We start from the raw sequence: 20,117 nt of genomic DNA on the forward strand, positions 1-20,117 counted from the left end.
TCCTATCTTCATTACTTAGTGATTTCAAATTATTTATGTGCCTTTCTAAAAAAATGTATTTCAGGAAAATATATCTTTAACCTATAACGTTCTCTAAAGGCCATAAGTAAAACATAAACGATCATCAATGCCCATCGTACCACAAAGTGTTCTTTAAATAAGTAAAACATTACTGTAATTACTAATAGATGTGATAACGGTATAATAAACTGTTTTAAAGGATATAAATCGGGTTCCAATTTTTTTGCATATCTAGAATGTAATGCAAATGAAATAACATATGATGCAAGCGTTGTATAAGCTGCTGCAACATAACCAAATTTTGGAATAAAAATAAAATTTAAAATAATATTACTAACTGCTGCAATTATGGTGTTGATTGTAATATATGGTGTTTTTTTATAGTAATGCTCTATATTAACGTAAAGCGAATAAGCAAAAATAACATAATTAGCCAATACAACAGGAGGAATAATCGAAATGCCTTCCCAATAATTTTTATTTGCCAATATCTTAACTACCTCTGGAGCCACTAGCAATAAGCATGACATTGCATAAGTCATTAAATGAATGTAGTCTTTTGCCACAACTCCAATTTCTTTTCTTGAACCTTCTTTTAACTTATTAATAAACCAAGGAACCCATACCCCTTCCAACGTTGTTGTTATTACAGTTGCAATCATACTAAAATTATAAATCAAACTATATATTCCTGTTTGTGAAGAATCAGCCAGAGCCGTTATCATTATTCTGTCAGACTGTGAAAGTATGTTTAATGCAATACCATGAAAAATCAATGGTGCTGATATGGCCATTGCGTACCTTATGTACTCCCTTTTTATCTGTATTTTACCTTTTCTTAATACTAATATCACAATCATAATACCAAAAATTGTAGTTATAGTTGCAGTTGGTATGATTCTTCCCAAATATAAGTTCGTCTTTAAAATTAATTTTATTGTTATAATAGATACTACAACAGATATAAAATTAGGTAAAATCATCAATGCCGTTCTTCTCTTATATCTATACTGCATCATCAGGTAACTAGAATAATCTTCAATCGTAGCTGTTGCATATGCATGCATCATACAAATAATAACAAGAGAAAGATTAATATCTATGTGAAACACTTTAATACATACAAAAGCAATAGCAATCATTACCGCAGATGTGATACTTGTAAACATAACTATAGTCGACATAAAGTCATCTATTTTTTCTTTGTAATCAACACTAGCCATTCTAATACTCATATGTAAAGCAAATCCCATAATCATACTAAGAATACCTATCCACGAATTATATGTTGTTACTATACCATAATCTGAAGTTGACAAAATTCTTGTAAAAACCGGAACCGTCAAAAAAGCTATTCCTTTGTTAAATACGTTACCAACCAAATAAAACGTTCCGGCTTTTTTATAATTATTTTCGCTCATTAACTTGTCTACTCCTTAAATTTTGATGTTCATTTCAATATTCTTCTTTTCAATTGTTTTATTTGCAATCCTATTATAGGCAATAATTAGTGCAATGAATACTGAATACATACGTGTCATATCAGTCTCCTGAACACCTAGTTCAGCGATATAATAAACAATCATTATAACAAACATCACAACATTAAATGATATTTTTTCATTACCCTGATTAATATATTGTTTTCGTCTTTTCCATGTAAAAATCAAAGTTGAAATATAGGAAAGAATTAACATTACTAATCCCACTATTCCATTGTGCCATAACACAAAAAGATATTGGTTTTCAATTGACGTTTTTGTTTGCCATGTGTACACTTCATACGCAAATTTTGCCGTCATGCCATTCCCCCATATCCAATGATTTCCCATAGACAAATATACCCAAGACCACAAATCAAACCTATTACCTACACCAATAGTTTTACTTGTACTCTCCGTATTGCCCGAAAATATTTGGCTAATCGTTTGAACCAAATCATCAACAAAAGGAATTTTCAAACCAAATGCTGTACCCAATATTATGCAAATAAGAATTACAACACAACCAATTATTAAATAGTTTAGAAATTTCTTTTGTGATTTATGATATATTAGCACAATTTGTACTAATATATAAGCCAAAATTGGAATTCTTGACACTGATAAAAATATATTTAAAACCGAAATAAAATAGCATAACTTCAACTGTTTATTTTTTCCGACAACTCCCATTCTATAATTTATTAAAACTATCACAAAAACCTGATATAAACCATATGTAATAGGTTGTCCAAACGTTGTCATAATTCTAAGTAAACCATATCTTACATCGTAAAAAAATTCAATATTACTACTTGCAAATAGCTGAATAAAATTTGTCTTGAATATAGCCTCAATTATTCCTAACACTCCCAGAAAGCATCCAGCTGCGATCAAAGTATCAACTGCCTTACTAAATCTACTTTCCGAGTCTATGATTGAAATAAAAAACCATTGTAACAACACAAAGGCTAACATGTATGTAATCGCCTTCAATGGTTCAGAGTCAATTAAATACCTTATTGCCACCATTATCATAAACAACCAGTAAAATATAATATTATTTTTTAATTGAGGCTTTATAACCTTTCCATACAATAACACATAAATTATTACAAAAATGGCTATCAACATATTTACAACATTAATTCCACCAATTATATATATATACTGTGGTAAAATTGGGAATAAAAATATTGTTAGTAAACAAAATGAAAATATGCCAAACTTCAATTTTCCCATTATCTTAACCTTTCATTACTTTTATTTTATTTTTAACGGACACACACTTATACAACTATTACACTTAACGCACTTCTCTCCACTAATCACGGGATATTCAAATCCCTCCTCATCTACGCTTACTGTTATATTTTGCATTGGACAAATTGCAACGCATGCCAAGCAACCACAACATTCCTCTTTACTATGAAAAAGTATGGGCTGCTCTTGTTTTAATTTATTATGTATTTTTTCCCTTTTTTTAGTCATTTTTCGCCCTCTTCATCATCTTTTTAACAATCCCTGTAATATGAAGAATCTGTAGTATTTCTGCCATCATATATTTTATTCGTCCTTTAAGCGTATTATTTCCCCATTTTTTTTGAACTTCTTCATACCCTTGATATAAATATACTTTCCAAAATTGCTCCCTATCAATAGGTTTGTTACAAGGAGCATTCATATGCGGCTGATGAACTTTAGCTTTATTTATCTCAACAAACTCTCCATCGATTTTGTTCGTCAACAATCTTCCACCTTTATCCGTATTACATATAATTAAAGAATAATCCTCAGTTTCATCTTTTTTCCAATAGTCTGCAATGCTAATATCTGCTATTCTATCCTGTTTAGCAAACTTACACTTATAGCAAGAGGGTCTAAGAATTAAATTCTTCAAATAAATAGAATAAAACCAATCTAAATTAGTTGATGCTGCATGATATGTTTTTCCATTTTTAAATTTTATTGACATATCTTGCTTTTGGCCTGTTCTGTATTTAGATCTAAAACATACATCTACTGCTTTTGACTTTTCCTTTTTTTCTTTATCTTTAACATAATCATGAAAAAATCTACTACTTCCTACCCCATGACATATAACTTCAACCGTAATCAGTTCTTTTGTAGAAATTTTTTTCTGTTTTAAATAATTCAACATTGCATTAATCTGACATGGCGTGCCTGAGAATAAAACTTTATGACATTCCTTTAGATCTGAAGCAACTAGGTCAAACGATTTAAGTATATTGCTTTGAATATATTTGGACCCTCTCATTTTATTTCTGATTTCTTTGTTCTCAGCCCTTATATGAATAGCATTAAATTCATCATCAAGTACACAACCATAAACTATTCCGCCTTTTTCAAAAATTTTATTACTTAATAATGTAAATGCACCACCCGATGAACTTTTTTTATTAACTTCTAAATTATTATGTTTAAATTTATAAAATTTCTGCATATTTTCCCTTCTTTTGTCCAAAGCCAACACAATACACACTCAAATTTATTGTCTAAATCTTATATATTCTTTTTCAAGAAATCATACGCTTTCTTTCTTTGTACTTTTAACCATTCATCTGCTTCTGCTCTCACAGGTTTAATTTTATTATTCGAAATAATACATTCTTCCAATCCTGCCGAACATAGTAACTCTCTTATTCTGTTATTTACACCTCCATTACTTAAAGCAATATCCGCTGCCAACTTTTTTTTAAATATAATAGAAAAGGCTGTGCCGTGAAAAGAATTAGTAAAAACAGCCTCCGCATTATCAATCCAATTCAAAAAACAATCTGGAGAATTATTTAAAATAAACTTAATACTTTTTTTATTTATTATAATGTCATAATTATACTTTGCTGCGTATTCTCTAGCTGCTCTGACAACATTAACATCTTCCTGTATTAAATAAACTAAAATATACTTTTTCTTTTTGACTCTATTTGTAACAACATCTTTCCATTGACTTTTATCAAGCAAGAAAACAGGATCAGGTAAAATTGGTGTTTTCTCCTCTAACCCTAACTTTTGTATTGAAGATGATTCTCTAACAGAAATTGCATTAAAATCTTTTAAAAGTTTTTTAATTTCTTTAATCTTTTCTTCTTTAAACTCAATTGATCCAATACTTGCCGCATATGCAATTTTCTTTTTTCCTGTTTCTACAAAATCAAGAAAATATGTATTGTCCTCACCTGAACATTCTATATTCCAAACTTGATCACTTCCTGTTATAAACGTAGAATATAACAAATTACAATTTTCAATATCATCGCGTACATATTTTCTGTCGGACAGAGAAAGAAATTTATCTCTGAACTTTTCAAAACCTGTGCGCTTTATTTTATAATACAACATAAGTGGCATTTTCTTTATAACGTTACAATTATTTGCATATCTTGTTTTTTCCACTTCATCGCAAATATAATCCACAATTTCAGCCTGTACATTAATATTATAAGTTATATATTTACAAAGTGCATATGCTTGCAATACAGCACCAAGATTATCTGCTCCATGAAATGTTAATATTCCAACCTTCTTCTCCATTTTTGCCTCTCCATATTTATAATTTAGCATATTAAATTTTTGACAGACATTCGACAAAATATCAGACTTTTTTAATGTCGAGAACTTCTGCTAAAGCCTCTATCTTGCCCTTTCCAAATTCTAAATCAGGTTCCATGTATGCTCCCTCTCCCCATTCATTCCATGAATTTAAGAAAATAATTTTATGATCTGACTCTTTATTTTCAACTTGTTTGACAGCCATCTCAGCAGCATACTTAAATGTTTCTGGTGTTGTCCCATAATAAACAATCGCCTTTCTCCCGGATCTTGGAGATCTGTCCCAGCCAGCTAATAACTGTGGATATACATCATTTCGTTTATCCAGATTTGTATACAGATTCTCTATAATTTTTTTATACGAATACTTTTCAACATATAAACTTGGCATAAAACGACGCACAATTGAATTTAGTATTTTTCTGAATTTTCCAGCAACCTTCAATTCCGCATTTTTTTGATTTGACGTCATTACAGCATCAAATCCTAGCGCCCTAGTTCCTTCTATTTTCTTTTTGTAATCATTTTCAAAGGAACTCGTAGTACTATCCAATTTCAGCTTTGGTGCTGAATTACTTGCCACAAAATGAAATCCTTCTAATCCATTCTCCTTTGCTAATTTGTTCCACAATTCAGTAAAATGTTTGACGTCGGGTATTCCAAAAGGATTAAATACTAAAAATAATAGTTTACCATCAACTTTTATATATCTATCATCCTTAAATGCTTTAAGAAATTGATTAAAATGCATTATATAATCTTCATCACCTGGATATTCCTGTTTGAAAATCATGGTATCTTTAGATCTCCCTTTTCCTTTCTCCCAAGTTTTAGTCGTCCAATCATGGTTTGCCCAACCCAGGCAAAATGGAAAATCTGGTTTCCCACTATTTACCGTTCTTTCAAAAGGCATGTCCAGTACTTGCTTTCCGTTTCCAAACCAATAATGCCAATAGCAGAATCCTTCAATCCCTGCTTCCTTCGCCAATTCAGCTTGTGCCTCACTAATTTCAGGTAATCTTAAATCATAAAATCCAAGATCTGCCGGAATTCGTGGTTGGTTATGCCCACGAAAAAGCGGTTTTGCCTTTGCAACATTTGTCCACTCTGTGAACCCTTTTCCCCAAAATTTATCATTTTCCGGTACTGGGTGAAACTGCGGTAAATATAATGCTATAACTCTTGCTTTATTTGTGTTCATCCTAATTCTCCTCACATATACTTTCACTAAATATTTTCTTGGTATTTATTTTTCCACTTGTAATACAATACTTGTGATGGAATAAAACATAATATATACAACAACTTACTATTTGTATTTTCAAATAATTTTTTTAATGAATGTGCTGCAAACCTTCCATATATTTGATATTGTAATGCTGCTTTTATTTTTGCTTTTAAAATTGAATCTGATTCTAAAAAAGTTTTCGCTCTCGCAACACAACCGTTTGGCGAACTTATGTTATGCTTTCGCCTGTTATTAGTCAATCCTTCATCTAAATAGTCTGAAATATAAATAACTTTATTAAAGAATCTCATCTTATATTTTTTAGACATCTGTACCCAAACAATATCTTCTCCCAAAAATTTTTCACCCAAAAATTCAGGAAACGGATACTCTCTTAAGCAATGAGTATACCAAACTTCAGCCATGTCTCCACCGATGTTTCTATTTATTCTACACTCAACAAAAGACTCTTTCATTCCGTCTTCTGGTACTCCCGATGTGCTTAAATACCCCCCTCTTGATTTTCCCCGCAGGAAACTAAACCCACAAATGTCATCTTCATTTTTATATTTTTCATATATTCGCTGAATTGTTAAAATTGCATCATCTGTTAGTGTGTCATCACTATCAACAATAAACACCAATTTAGTTTTAACATATTGGCATCCATAATTAAGAGCCGTGTGCTTCCCCCCATTATTTTTTTTATAATACCTAATGGGAAAATCTGCTTTCTTCTGTATTGTCTCAATATACTCGTCTGTATTGTCATTGCTTCCATCGTCAACAACAATCCACTCAAACTCTTTATCTTTCTGATTACATAAGGACTTGTACAGTTTGTGCAGAAGCTTCTCTCTATTATAAGTAGGTGTTAGAATTGTAATATCACTCATTTGCGTCCTCGCTTTTTTAGTTAAATCTACTATTTGAACTTACTTATTACTCTTTTAATTATCTTATAGGCATATGCTTTAGGTCTATTAAATTTAAAATCAATAAACCATGATAATTCAGTATCTTTCCAATAATCCTTCTCTTTCACAAACATATGTTGTGTCGTTTCCCAATAACTTAATTTTATCGGTGTTGTTTCTAAGAATGTTCTTATTTCTTTCATTTTTTTAGTATCATATCTAAACCCAAATTTATTAGGATCTCCATGTGCCGACAAAATATTCATCATTGTTCTATAGCATTTTTCACATTTGCAGCAATTCATTCCCTCCTGTTTATTCCAGCAAACCTGTAATTCGAAATACTTGTTTGTTTTAGAAGAATAATCTACTATCTTTTTAACCTTCTCATTTCTATCCAAGTCCGCATCAGCTGATATAAATTTACAACCACAATAATTAATTGCATTAATTATTTCTTCATTATTGGCATCAAATGCGCTATCTAGTGATGAATGCGAAGATCCTATATAATGGCAATTGATATTTTTCGAATAAATCACTGGGGCTATAACAGCAGTCATCACAACTATATGTGCAACGCTTGCCCAATATCCCCACCACAGTTCTCTATCAATAAACTTTTTGAATTTCTCGTCAAAGGAATACTCTTTAAACAATTCTCTACAATTAGATTCAACAAAACAATAGTCTACTCCTGGAATATTATTTTTAACTTTGTTAAAATACTCCTCTAATCTGCTATGTGCTTTTTGATTTGAAAGTGCTATGTCTCCACCAACTATATTTATCAATAACGGTTTTAGATTAATTGTTTCAACCAATGCACTTGTAGCATCAACTCCACCTGTAAAGAACACCGATGTTTTGTTTGTTCCAACACTGTTCTTTTTATTTTCAATAACTCTATCTGAAATCACTTTCAATTTCAGATTTCCTTGTGGATACATCTTGTTAAAAATCAATCCTAGTTCTTGTGTTGATTTCAAATAGTCAGCATCCACTTCATCAACTTTAATAGGAATTTGATACAACATTGCAATTCCCATCATCGTCCCAATAAACGGAATCGACAATATAGATTTTGGAATTTCTTCCAATTTTGTTTCTTTTTGTGGTCTCACAAATAAAGTTCCTTGATTATGTTCATCAATATATTCCATATTAATATGTTTTCTTAATTCTTCTGGAATATCAAACTTATATGTGATAGTATTTTTTTCTAAAATTATATTTTTTAAAGCAATAACTTTCATATGTATTTATTTCTCCCTATGTTCGCTTAATAGCACCTATTCTCCCATCTGTTTTGCAATATCTGCATCAACTATTTCTTCACCGCTCTTATCTTTAAGCTGTTCTCTTGAAGCATCGCTTAATCCATCATTAATTGTTGCGCACATATCACAAGTACTGCATTTATCTAATTCTTCTTTAGTTACTTTACCATCTCTGTAGTCACGTACAATTTTATTCTCATACATACTATATGGGTGTTTACTAAACAATGCTTTAAACTTATGTTTAAGTACCCAGAATCCAGGTTTCCAGATGTACTTGTGCATTGCTGGAGACACTGAACCTATCATCCAACAGTCTCTGTCACAGCAGCGAACCTTTGCTCTAACCTGCTCTGCTTCAGGGCTATTCCATAATTCATCCCAGCTCTGATTGTTTAAGTTACCCATTACTTCTTTGTCTTTTGTTCCGTTACATGGCATTACATCACCATACGGATCAATAAAGAATGTATCAAAACTCATATCACAAGGAAGTAATCTTTTCTGTCCATAAATATAATTAATAAGACCATGGTTAAAATATGCTCTCATCCATTTCTTAGGACTCTTTGATCTAAGTAATTCATTAATTAAATCTTCGAAATTCTTAGCTACCATTGGACGATCTTTAATTATATTTTTTGCTTCTACAAAATAGAAACTATTATGTAATGAAGCAGTTGCAAATTCCATTCCCATTTCATTAGAAATCTTATAAAGTGGTACTAAATCAGGTGCATTCTTGTCCTGAACTGTCATTCCGAAACCAACATCCTTCATTCCCATTTCACGTAATTTCTTAAGTGTTGTATAACCTTTGTTATATCCGTCATCTAATCCACGGATTTCATTGTTTGTCTGTTCAAGACCTTCAATTGAAATACGAATTCCGATATTAGGAAATTCCTTACATAAATCAACAATTCTATCTGTAAAGAATCCATTAGTTGAAATAACAATTCTATCGCTCTTCTTATATAATTCTCTAACAATGTCCTTCAAGTCTGTACGTATAAAAGGTTCTCCACCTGTTATATTTGTAAAGTACATCTTAGGTAACTTCTTAATTGTTTCAATTGAAATTTCTTCTTCTGGTTTTGATGGTGCCTTGTATCTGTTACACATTGAGCAACGTGCGTTACATCTATATGTTACGATAACTGTACCATTTAATTTCTTCTCTGCCATTGCTTCCTCTCCTATTTTCCTTTTATTCGTATATCTTAATCAATTTATTGCAATATTCCTCAATAGTATCAAAGCTAATATCTTTACAGTTTTCACTGTATTTATCTAACTTTTCTTTGTCATTCCACAATTCATCGATTTTACTCTTTAAATCTTCGCCATTGCCGCTTTCAAACAATTCCCCCGTCTTTCCTACTGATATCAGTTCTGGAATTCCTCCAATATTAGCACCAAGAACCGGCGTTCCATACATCTGACTTTCCATTACTGAAAATGGGCAATTTTCATACCATTCTGATGGATATATAGAGAATCTTGCTTCTCTTATAAGTTTTTCAAGAGCTTCTCCCTTTTGAAAACCTACATTTTTAATATTACTAATTCCATTAATTTCTTCTTCCAAAGGACCTGTTCCCGCAAATATAAACTGAACATCTGGAAGTTTCTTACACACTTCTATAAGTGTTCCTATTCCTTTTTCTTCTGAAAATCTTCCGAAGTAAAGAACATAATCTTTCTTCTCTGCTTCTTTCCATTCAACTTTATCTATAAAATTATGAAGTGCAATAGTCTTACTTGCAAACAAAGGATTTGAATCCATCTTTGTCTTCATAAATTCACTACAACATATCATTGAATCTATGTATTTATATGTTCCTTTCATTTTCCAAAACATTGCTTCCATTGTTCCAACTGCTGATTTGGCTGTGCTTCCATGAATACACTTACCTTTAAAGCAATTCATAAAATGTCCGCCTAAACACTTTTCACAATTTCCGTGTGTATTTGGATTGTTGCACATATGATTTGGGCAAACCAGATTATAATCATGCGCTGTAAAAACTATCTTGCATTTATTTCCTGTCTGTTTTGACCATTTCTTTATTTCTAATATAACACTTGGAGTTATCTGATATGTAAAGTTGTTTAAATGGACTACATCTGGCCGAAAGTCATCAAGAACAAGCCTTATTTTCTTTCTTGCCTCGCTTGAATATATAGTTTTAATTGGATAAGTCAATTTAGAAAGCTTTGAGCCTCCATGAAAGTCCATGTCAGATGTATAGGCTTCTGCATGATTTCCAACACATCTTCCTTCATGTTCCATTCCAAAGTATTGTACTTCGTGTCCCTGCCTTTCTAAATACTCACCTAATTTGAATATATATGTTTCTGAACCTCCATTAGGATAAAGAAATTTATTAACCATTAAAATTTTCACAATCTATCTCCTTTTCAATAGTTTAATTACTTTATTCGGATAAATCACGAATTCCAAATACTTTGTTTTTTCCAGTACTATCGCTGTACATATAGGTCCTATAAAACTTATGGCTAATCCAATCACTATTTGGATTATCGAATTGGTTAATCCCATCTTCATTAGCACAATTCTAACTGGTGCCGCAAATAAGGTATGCATTAAAAATATTGGCATTGTATACTTTGCAACATAATCCATAAATCTATTGTTATATCTTCTACACGAAATCATTATCCACAAAACAGAAACACATGCTAACAATCCAAGTATAAATGTAACTAGGCCATTTGTTATATTCTGTTTATAAGCAACCACACTTAACACGATAAATATAATTTCCAACAGCATCCCTACAAATCTATTATTCATCTTATCCATATCAATGTCAGTCAGGCACATTCCTATAACAAACCATATTTCATTCGCCATAACTGTTGAAATAGCATATATTCCAACTCCCCCTGTCAATAATGCAATGGCTTTAAGAACAATAGCAAACGCAATCAATAACATTTTATTAGTTTTATTTTTATATGTAATAGTAATTAAAAAGATAAAAAACAAACTATACAAATACCAATAAGGTGCCGTTGGATTTTTAAATAAGGTTTCTGCTAACCCAGACATTTCATCATTCACACTTCCTGCAAACATTGTTTTTAGTATCCATGTTACAATCGAAAATACAAAATAAGGTATTCCAAGCGCAATTAACTTTTTTATTATATTATTTTTCCAATCTAGTATATTTTTAATTCTGCTATATTTTTGATATAAATATCCACTACATATAAAAAACAAAGGTACATGGAAATAATATATTGTCTTATTAAACCAACTATATAAATCATTATCTGGTATTATCGTAGACTTAACCATACTTTGAAAAAAATGTCCTAATACAACTAATACGCACGCTATAACCTTTACATAGTCAACCCATTTTTCTCTATCTTTTGTCTTTCCTATTTCCATTTCAGACTCCTCTATACAACTCCATCGTTTTCTCCACAACATCATCCCAACTGTATTTTTCACATATAAAATCTGCTGCTTCTTTTTTATATCCATCCACCATCTCAGGCTTATCGCAAGCCTCCTGCAGTCTTTCTTTTAATTGTTCCACATTCGACTTTTCAAATATAAGCGCCTTATCTTCAACTACAGATGCACATTCATCTATATCCGATACAAGGCAACAGTTCCCATAGCTCATTGCCTCAAGCAGACTAAGTGGCATTCCTTCCAAATATCTTAAACCTTTTTCTTCGATCTATCTCTTCAAATACTTTTTTAACAACGATTGCAAATACAATTGCTCCAATTAACGTCAAAATAACTGTAACAAAATATTGAGTCCAACCGTTTCCAAGTATACTTGTAATTTTCAATTTTTCTAAAACTCTAAATATCATCATATGGCACAAATATATTTCCATACTAATTCCACTTATGAATTTCGTGATCTTGTTATTTAAAAACTTTGTATCTGAAATAATCGCATACATTAGTAATACTGAAGGAACCAGCAAACACATAAATATACATTGATTCAACAGATAATATGCAACTATAGCAATGCATGTAACACCTAATATCAACCAATTCTTTATTTTCAAGATTTCATCTCTATATAGGTAAATCAATCCTCCTGCAATAAAAAAGCAGGCACTAAATAGTATATTCTTTCTTCCTATATCAAAATAATTTGTACCTATTAAATTGTATAACACGCTAATTATAAATGCTATCCAAGCTCTCTTTTTATTTTTTAATAAAACACAATAAAAAGGAAAACATATATAGAATACAAATATTAATCCTATAAACCAACCAACTCCGATAACAGATATATTTCCTCCATTTGGCAGAAATCCAAACATCAGTGTTAAATCTGCAAAGCCCTCATACAAAGCTTCAATTGAATGAGACATAATTAAATCAATTAAAACTAATAGTCCAAAAAAAGGTAATATTTTTACAAATCTTTTTGTGTAAAATTTTTCTAAAGAAATTTCATTTTTTAATATTTTCTCATAATATCCGCAACACATTCCAAAAGCTGAAATTACCATAAATAAAAACACAAAATTTGTAAATGATGGAATTATTTTATTGTAAACATATCCACCTATTTCATAATTATTATTTGCTCTCATATGCATCATAACAATGCCTACTGCCGCAATTGTTCTTAAACCGTCTATAGATTTGTAATGTTTCTTTTCCATATTCTAACCTCTATACAACTCCATTGTTTTCTCAACCACATCATCCCAATTATATTTCTCGCAAATGAAATCTGCAGCTTCTTCTTTATATTTCTTAACCATCTTAGGCTTATCACAAGCCTGCTGTAATTTTTCTCTCAAATCATCTACATCCGACTTTTTGAACACCAACGCCTTGTCTTCTACAACAGACGCGCATTCATCTATATCTGATACAAGACAACAATTTCCATAGCTCATTGCCTCAAGCATACTAAGTGGCATTCCTTCCAAATCACTTGGCAAAGTGTATACATACGCATTACTATACAACTCATCCAATTCCTCGCCCTGAACAAATCCTGTAAATATTATTCTGTCATCGTCCTTTGCCATTTCTTTAATTTCATTTGCAAATGCATCCGTATCTGAACTTCCGCCGGCTATTACAAGTTTCTTTTTCGTATCTACTTTTTTAAATGCTTCTACAAGATATCTTAATCCCTTTTCCGGCACCAGTCTTCCCAGATATAATATATAGTCATCTTTTTCAAGTCCATATTTATATCGTATGATATCTGCCTTTCTTACAACTGGTCTATTCACTCCGTTCGGAATAAATCTTGTTTCACGACCATACTTTTCTCTGAAATAATCCTGTACGCCCTTACTTAACACTATTATTTCATCAGCATGTTTTACTGCACATTTTTCGCCCATCATTATGTATGTACTTGCAAGTTTTCCCCATTTTGCTCTCTGGTGGTCAAGTCCATGAATTGTTGCCACGCATCTTTTCCCAAATAATTTAGGTAGCCATAACATGGCACAAGGACCCTCTGCATGAAAATGTACTACATCGTATTTGCCAAATGCAGCGCATACTCCTCCCGTCACAGAAGCAGTCATAGCAGCTAGTCCTTTCTTATCTAATGTAGGAACTGTTTTTAATCTGATTCCCTTATATTCTTTTTTATTTTTTTCATCGAATTCTTTTCCACTTACATGATGCCCGGCACGGTTAAGACATGTAACCTCATTGCCTCTTTCCACCATTCTGGTAGCCAATTCCTCAACTACTATTTCGACTCCGCCTTCTCTTGACGGTATTCTTTTATGACCAAGCATTGCTATTCGCAACTGTCCATTTTTCATATTATCTGTTTCTCATTTCTCTTATTTTTATTATCGGTATCCTACCTATTATTCCATATAGTGCCAGGCATCGCCCGGCACCACATTTCACTTATCTCATCATTTTTATCAGCTAAGTTTATTTAGCCAAATAATTTTCACATAGTTATTTTCGTTTGTACTTAAACCTTATCAAATCATTTTATACTGACCCTTTTCTGGCAATTACCACAAGAAAAGTCTTAAGTATAATCTTTATATCCAGTCCAAAGCTCCAGTTCATTATGTACTCATTATCAAGTTTTACTATTTCTTCAAAGTCCGTCATATCGCTTCGACCGCTTATCTGCCACATTCCTGTAAGTCCCGGTTTTGTTGCAAGACGGCTCTTGTGATGAGCTTCGTACTGTTCGTATTCATCCATTGTTGGCGGACGTGTTCCTACAAGACTCATGTCGCCTTTTAATATACTGTAGAAATTCGGAAATTCATCTATTGATGTAGCTCTAAGGAAATGACCGAGTCCTTTCTTTGTGCCGTCTTTTCCGCTTCCTATAATTCTAGGGTCTGCGTCCATTTTAAACATAAGTCCGTCCATCTTGTTCTGTTCCATAAGTTCTTTTTTGCGTTCTTCTGCATCTGAATACATTGAACGGAATTTGTAGAACTTAAATGGTTTTCCATTTTTCCCTGCTCTTAACTGGCAGAAAAATATTGGTCCGTTAGGGTCTGCAATCTTAATCGCAGGCGCTACAAATATAAACAATATTCCTGTAACAAGGCACCCTACAAGTCCTGCGCATATATCAAGTGCTCTCTTTGCAAATGCTCCAACCGGTGACACCTGATTTATACTTGTCGTTACAACTGCTACCTCGTTAATTGTTTCAAATCCTGCATTTGGCAAAGCGTGTGTAAGAAATTCTACATTTACATGCACCTTAATTCCCATATTCAAAAATCCATATGCCATGCCTTCTACGACGAAACTGTTTACTCCGCTTACTCTGATAAATACGTCATTTATGACATTTGCCCTCGCATATTCGTATACGGAATTGGCATCGGCAACTACAGGTATTCCTTCTATTTCATCTATGTCTGATTCTTTAATGTCCATCACATCTGTCAATGCGATTCCCACTATCTCAAATCTCTTGTCCGGTCCGTTGCTTATCTTGTTGATAGTGTCTGCTGCCATGTCTGATGATACAACAAGCAGCATATTTTCCTTAGCATTATCATAATTCTTACGTACTGCATAAAATTTCTTAAATGCTATATGGCTTATGTACATTAGTATTGTGTCCATCGCAAAGAATATTAATATTACTATTCTCGACACGTTATTCGCCTGGTGTATCAAAAACAAATATACAAATAACACTGCCATTATTATTGCGTTATGATACACTACGTCCTTCATTTCTTTCAGATATCCTCGTCTAAGGATTCCTGAGTATCCGTTCCTGAAAAATGCCACACAAAAGTGTATCAGTGTTAATGATATTGTTACATTTCTATATAGGGAAGTGTTGTACATATGCCCAGACCCTGAATATATCAGTGTAGCTAGAAAGAACGCTACATTAATGCATATAACATCTACTATTATGAAATCAAAATGTTTTGTCCACTTGTTACTTGTTCCGTTGTACACTCTCAACCCTCCCCCTTTGTATTTTCTCTAGTTTGCTTTATATATTAGTTAGGCGAATGATTTTATTACTTATTTACTTAATGAATATTTACCTTATCATTATTTGATGTATAATCTTCTTGTTTATTATCCAATAAGCAATCACTTTATTTACCGTTTGGTGAATAATATTCATATTTTTATTAAATTATCTATATAATTTTCATTCTTACAACTTGTTTTATTTTTAGTTCAATATGTAAATTTGTTGCTTATTTTTTAGACACAATCTTTTATTATTATATCATCTACGACTTTCTTTGTACATTGATTTTGTTAGTTTTATCAATATTTTCTGCTTTTCTTATGGAAAAGTTACAATAAAAATATTTTTATTATATATTTACTACATATGTATTTTAGCTCATTTTAAAAATCCCCATAATATTTATGCTATTTTCTATCTTTTTTTGCTATTTGCGTTGTTTTCTTTTTACCTTTTATCTGTTTGTTTATAATATACACCAATTTTTTTCAGTTTTTTTCGCATTCTGACCTTTCTTGTATTTTTCTTTTGTCTATTTTGTTAACATTTGTAACGGATTTGTTAATTCTCTTTATATTACCTTGTTTTTCTTTTTCTTTAGGGTTAATATTTCTTATAAGTAAGGGGCAAAGTTTTAAGGTTTTATGATAGACTTTAGAACTTTTCTTATTTTTATATGGAAGGAGTCTTAGATTTGCGTGAAAAATTAGCGAAGTTAATGTACGGGAGGTATGGAGTAGATCAACTTGGCAGAGCAATGCTTATTTTCGCACTGGTTTTATGCGTGCTTTCGTTATTTGTCCCAAGACGTTTGTCCGGGATTATTTATTATATTTCACTTATTTTAATTATTTTGATGTATATAAGAATGTTTTCAAAAAATATTCAGAAGCGCTACCAGGAGAACAACAAATATTTAAGTTTAAAAGCTTCCTTCTTAAGAAAATTTCAGCGTGAAAAAGAAATTTTCAGCCAAAGAAGATTTTATCATTTTTACAGATGTCCACGTTGCAGACAACGCATTCGTATTCCTCGTGGCAAAGGCCGCATCGAAATCCGTTGTCCAAAATGTTCCCAGACATTTATTAAAAAAAGTTAATTTATCAGATGCATAAATAGTCTGCAACTGATTATATAATTTAACAACATGCGTAAGAATTTCCTTTTAAGAGAGCATTAAGTATTTACGACTGATTGTGTGATTTAACTTAGAGCCGATTTGATTTGTGGTTCTTTACTTATTTTGTCTGGAGGACTCCATGTTTGGATATGTAGTTGTAAACAAACCCGAACTCAAATTTAGGGAATTTGATGTCTATCGGGCGTATTATTGTGGCTTATGCCACTCACTTAGCAAGCGACACGGTCTGTCAGGGCAATTAACCCTGTCCTATGACATGACCTTTTTAGTTATCCTTCTTTCTTCGCTTTACGAGCCGGAGCACAACGTCACTTCAAAACGTTGCGTTGTGCACCCTCTAAGGCGTCAGAACATCATTTCCTCAGAATTTACGGATTATGTTGCTGACATGAACGTCATCCTTTCTTATTTCAAATGTCTGGATGACTGGCACGATGACAGAAGCGTTCTTAAGCTTGCTTATTCAAAATTATTAAAAAAAGGGTCAATTGGGAAAAATTTAAATAATGTACATGCCACTTCTGATTCAACTGACGATGGTTCAGTTGCAGCTACTCAGCCAAGCGCTGTTGACGATGGTTCAGTTGCAGCTACTCAGCCAAATTCTGACAGTAACAATCAGAATTCTTATTTTACTGACGATTCCGGGCATTTGCATATTTCTCCTGATTATTCCTATAAAAATAAAATCGAAGCTATTTCATCTTTGTTGGACGAACTCGGTACCCGCGAAAAAATGAATGAAACCAACGTTGATGTGGTAGCCGGTTTATTTGGTAAAATAATGCAAATTTTATTTGTGCCGTTTGACGATATTTACGCCAAAGGTCTTGGTCGCATGGGCTTTTACCTTGGCAAATTTATCTACATTATGGACGCATTTGACGATGTTGAGGAAGATGTCAAAAAGGGGCGCTACAATGTTTTTTCAAATTGTTATACTGACCCGGATTTTGAAACTCATGTCAAAGATATGCTTACAATGATGATGGCTGAGTGTTCCGATGCTTTCGAAATGCTCCCCGCTGTTGACAACGCTGATATTCTTCGTAATATTTTGTATTCCGGAGTTTGGAATTCCTATGAACGGCGTGTTTCAAAAAATTTAGAAAACAAATAATTTTTTATTGTGATGTTTTAATTTTTCAGAATTAATTTTTATTAACAATATTCTATCGTATTATAACATAATCACAGCAAAAATTTAGAAAGAGAATAGATATATGAATCCTTATGATGTTTTAGGGGTTAGACCAGATGCCTCTGAAGATGAAATAAAAAAAGCATACAAGGCTCTAAGCCGCAAATACCACCCTGATGCAAATATTAACAACCCTAACAAGGAACAGGCTGAAGAGAAATTCAAGCAGGTTCAACAGGCATATAGTCAGATTATGGATGCACGCAAGCATGGTGCAAATGGCTATGGTGGTTCTTCTTATGGCAGTGGAACTTATGGCGGCTATGGCTCCGGCTATGGTAATTCAGGCAGTTATGGATCTGGAAATTCCGGTGGTTTTGGTGGCTATGGCTCTAATGGTTCCGGTGGCTATAATTCCGGTGGTTTCGGCGATTGGGACTTTGGTGGATTTGATTTTGGAGGTTTCGGCAATTTTGGTGGCTTTGGTACAGGCTACGGTAATGCAGGTAATTATGGCAACTCTTCAAATATGTCAGAAGACGAGATGCATATGCGTGCTGCAGCTAACTACATTAATAACCAACATTATGCCGAGGCACTTAATGTATTAAATACAATTTCCAACAAAAATGCTACATGGTATTATTATAGTGCTATCGCAAATAAAGGCGTAGGCAACAATGTCCAAGCTCTTGAGCATGCCCGCATGGCATCTTCAATGGAGCCTAATAATGCTACTTACCAGCAACTTGTCCGTACATTCGAAAGTGGTGGCAGCTGGTACACTTCTCGTCAAAGCAGTTATGGTGGAATGCCTACAATTATTTGCAGTAACCCACTCTTAGCCTGCTGTCTTGCAAATCTTTGTTGCAATGCTTGTTGCGCAGGTTGTGGTGGTGGATACACTTACCGATAAAATAAATTACAATTTAATTTATTAATAAAAAGAACTCAAAGTTTGAAAATTATTAATAACTTTCAGGCTTTAAGTTCTTTTTTATTAATAGATATTTTATTATGCTTTATTTTTTAATATCTATTATTATGCTTTATTGATATCTATTATCATTCTTTTTAATATCAATTATCACTTATTTATATCATCTTTTATTCATATCAACATTAACTTTATTGTTATATTGAACTAGTCTATAATCTTATATTCCTTCATCAGTTTATTCTGGTACTCAATATCCTGAGCTGATTTTTCTAAGTCATCATATCTTTTTTCTTTTAAAAGTATTTTAATTAATTTATTTGTATTCTCCTGACCTTTTTCTTCTCCAGCCTTCATTCCGTCCTTCAGACCCTCTCTATACTTTAGATTCATCTCCATCTGTAATGACATATACTCTCGCCTCCATCTCTCATTTTTTCTGGCTGCGATTACCTTTCTGTCTATCCTTCTCGTAAGTTCACTTTCAGGTTCGCTGCCGTCAAAATATTCCAATAATGATTTCAGTTCCTCATTTATGTCACTTTTATCGCCTTTTGTGTTTAGAAATATCTTATGCGTTCCGTCATTTAACTTGATTTCACTATCTTCCAGGCATACATTTTCAAACTCGTAAACACTTCTTCCTTTTTCAAAAAAATCAAATGTACAGATAAATATGACATAACTTTCCTTAAGTATATCATATGATTCGCCTTTATAAATACGGACTTGCCCTATATAATAAAAAAAGAAGCATTTCTGCTTCCTTATCTGTCATTCATGTTTATTCTGTTACGGTTTTTGCCGTTTTTAAATTTATCTGTCATTCCTGCGTCTTTTCTGTCTTGTCCCTCTCTCTTTTGCTTCGGACATAGTTAGTGCCCAGTTCCGGAATCGAACCAGAGACACGAGGATTT

At 32.4% G+C, this 20,117-nt stretch carries 19 protein-coding genes; 3 read left to right on the forward strand and 16 right to left on the reverse strand.

Annotated elements, in window-relative coordinates:
* Positions 1-29: 29 nt before the first annotated feature.
* The 15 genes from DWW96_RS09995 to DWW96_RS10065 form a co-directional block, all read right to left on the reverse strand.
* The gene (locus tag DWW96_RS09995; RefSeq protein ID WP_117910302.1) at positions 30-1,442 is read right to left on the reverse strand and encodes an oligosaccharide flippase family protein; all 1,413 of its coding nucleotides are present in this window, start codon (positions 1,440-1,442) and stop codon (positions 30-32) included.
* 15 nt (positions 1,443-1,457) lie between these two features.
* A complete protein-coding gene (locus DWW96_RS10000) occupies positions 1,458-2,744 on the reverse strand; it encodes an O-antigen ligase family protein (protein WP_117910303.1) in 1,287 nt (428 codons plus the stop codon).
* Positions 2,745-2,765: 21 nt separating this feature from the next.
* Positions 2,766-2,993: a 4Fe-4S dicluster domain-containing protein gene (locus tag DWW96_RS14560; RefSeq protein ID WP_117910304.1), complete on the reverse strand. Its 228-nt coding sequence runs from the start codon at positions 2,991-2,993 to the stop codon at positions 2,766-2,768.
* Complete coding sequence (locus DWW96_RS10010; RefSeq protein WP_117910305.1) at positions 2,986-3,966, reverse strand: Coenzyme F420 hydrogenase/dehydrogenase, beta subunit C-terminal domain; 981 nt, start codon at positions 3,964-3,966, stop codon at positions 2,986-2,988. Before DWW96_RS10010 ends, DWW96_RS14560 begins: the two co-directional genes overlap by 8 nt.
* A 59-nt stretch (positions 3,967-4,025) precedes the next feature.
* Complete coding sequence (locus DWW96_RS10015) at positions 4,026-5,057, reverse strand: polysaccharide pyruvyl transferase family protein (RefSeq protein WP_158562686.1); 1,032 nt, start codon at positions 5,055-5,057, stop codon at positions 4,026-4,028.
* 61 nt (positions 5,058-5,118) lie between these two features.
* Positions 5,119-6,276, reverse strand: coding sequence for a glycoside hydrolase family 99-like domain-containing protein (locus DWW96_RS10020; RefSeq protein ID WP_117910307.1), 1,158 nt, complete (start codon positions 6,274-6,276; stop codon positions 5,119-5,121).
* A gap of 26 nt (positions 6,277-6,302) precedes the next feature.
* A complete protein-coding gene (locus DWW96_RS10025) occupies positions 6,303-7,199 on the reverse strand; it encodes a glycosyltransferase family A protein (protein ID WP_117910308.1) in 897 nt (298 codons plus the stop codon).
* Positions 7,200-7,228: 29 nt separating this feature from the next.
* Positions 7,229-8,476 (reverse strand): hypothetical protein, encoded by a 1,248-nt coding sequence (locus DWW96_RS10030; RefSeq protein ID WP_117910309.1) that lies wholly within the window; start codon positions 8,474-8,476, stop codon positions 7,229-7,231.
* Between the two features lie 36 nt (positions 8,477-8,512).
* Positions 8,513-9,688 carry a radical SAM protein gene (locus DWW96_RS10035; protein ID WP_117900032.1) on the reverse strand — a complete coding sequence of 392 codons (1,176 nt, stop codon included), beginning with the start codon at positions 9,686-9,688 and terminating at the stop codon, positions 8,513-8,515.
* A gap of 22 nt (positions 9,689-9,710) precedes the next feature.
* Positions 9,711-10,910: a glycosyltransferase gene (locus DWW96_RS10040; protein ID WP_117910310.1), complete on the reverse strand. Its 1,200-nt coding sequence runs from the start codon at positions 10,908-10,910 to the stop codon at positions 9,711-9,713.
* A 3-nt stretch (positions 10,911-10,913) separates the two neighbouring features.
* The gene (locus DWW96_RS10045; protein WP_117910311.1) at positions 10,914-11,927 is read right to left on the reverse strand and encodes an acyltransferase; all 1,014 of its coding nucleotides are present in this window, start codon (positions 11,925-11,927) and stop codon (positions 10,914-10,916) included.
* A 1-nt stretch (position 11,928) separates the two neighbouring features.
* Positions 11,929-12,192, reverse strand: a complete 264-nt coding sequence (locus DWW96_RS10050; protein ID WP_347496342.1) for a glycosyltransferase — start codon at positions 12,190-12,192, stop codon at positions 11,929-11,931.
* A complete protein-coding gene (locus DWW96_RS10055; RefSeq protein ID WP_117910312.1) occupies positions 12,182-13,183 on the reverse strand; it encodes an acyltransferase in 1,002 nt (333 codons plus the stop codon). Before DWW96_RS10055 ends, DWW96_RS10050 begins: the two co-directional genes overlap by 11 nt.
* Before the next feature lie 3 nt (positions 13,184-13,186).
* Positions 13,187-14,317 carry a glycosyltransferase family 4 protein gene (locus DWW96_RS10060; protein WP_117910313.1) on the reverse strand — a complete coding sequence of 377 codons (1,131 nt, stop codon included), beginning with the start codon at positions 14,315-14,317 and terminating at the stop codon, positions 13,187-13,189.
* Positions 14,318-14,498: 181 nt separating this feature from the next.
* On the reverse strand, positions 14,499-15,956 hold the full coding sequence (locus tag DWW96_RS10065) for a sugar transferase (RefSeq protein WP_117910314.1): 1,458 nt from the start codon (positions 15,954-15,956) through the stop codon (positions 14,499-14,501).
* A 719-nt stretch (positions 15,957-16,675) separates the two neighbouring features.
* On the opposite strand from DWW96_RS10065, the gene DWW96_RS10070 reads away from it, so the two are divergent.
* The 3 genes from DWW96_RS10070 to DWW96_RS10080 all read left to right on the forward strand — a co-directional run bounded on the left by DWW96_RS10070 (position 16,676) and on the right by DWW96_RS10080 (position 19,179).
* Positions 16,676-17,080 carry a hypothetical protein gene (locus DWW96_RS10070; protein WP_117910315.1) on the forward strand — a complete coding sequence of 135 codons (405 nt, stop codon included), beginning with the start codon at positions 16,676-16,678 and terminating at the stop codon, positions 17,078-17,080.
* Positions 17,081-17,240: 160 nt separating this feature from the next.
* A complete protein-coding gene (locus tag DWW96_RS10075) occupies positions 17,241-18,242 on the forward strand; it encodes a DUF5685 family protein (RefSeq protein WP_117910316.1) in 1,002 nt (333 codons plus the stop codon).
* Between the two features lie 103 nt (positions 18,243-18,345).
* Positions 18,346-19,179, forward strand: a complete 834-nt coding sequence (locus DWW96_RS10080) for a J domain-containing protein (protein WP_117910317.1) — start codon at positions 18,346-18,348, stop codon at positions 19,177-19,179.
* A 228-nt stretch (positions 19,180-19,407) separates the two neighbouring features.
* Here DWW96_RS10080 and DWW96_RS10085 read toward each other — a convergent pair whose 3' ends face one another.
* Positions 19,408-19,971 carry an Rpn family recombination-promoting nuclease/putative transposase gene (locus DWW96_RS10085; RefSeq protein ID WP_117910318.1) on the reverse strand — a complete coding sequence of 188 codons (564 nt, stop codon included), beginning with the start codon at positions 19,969-19,971 and terminating at the stop codon, positions 19,408-19,410.
* Positions 19,972-20,117 lie beyond the last annotated feature (146 nt).

The sequence above is a fragment of the Eubacterium sp. AF17-7 genome (assembly GCF_003461285.1).
Classification (GTDB): Bacteria; Bacillota; Clostridia; order Lachnospirales; family Lachnospiraceae; genus Eubacterium_U; species Eubacterium_U album.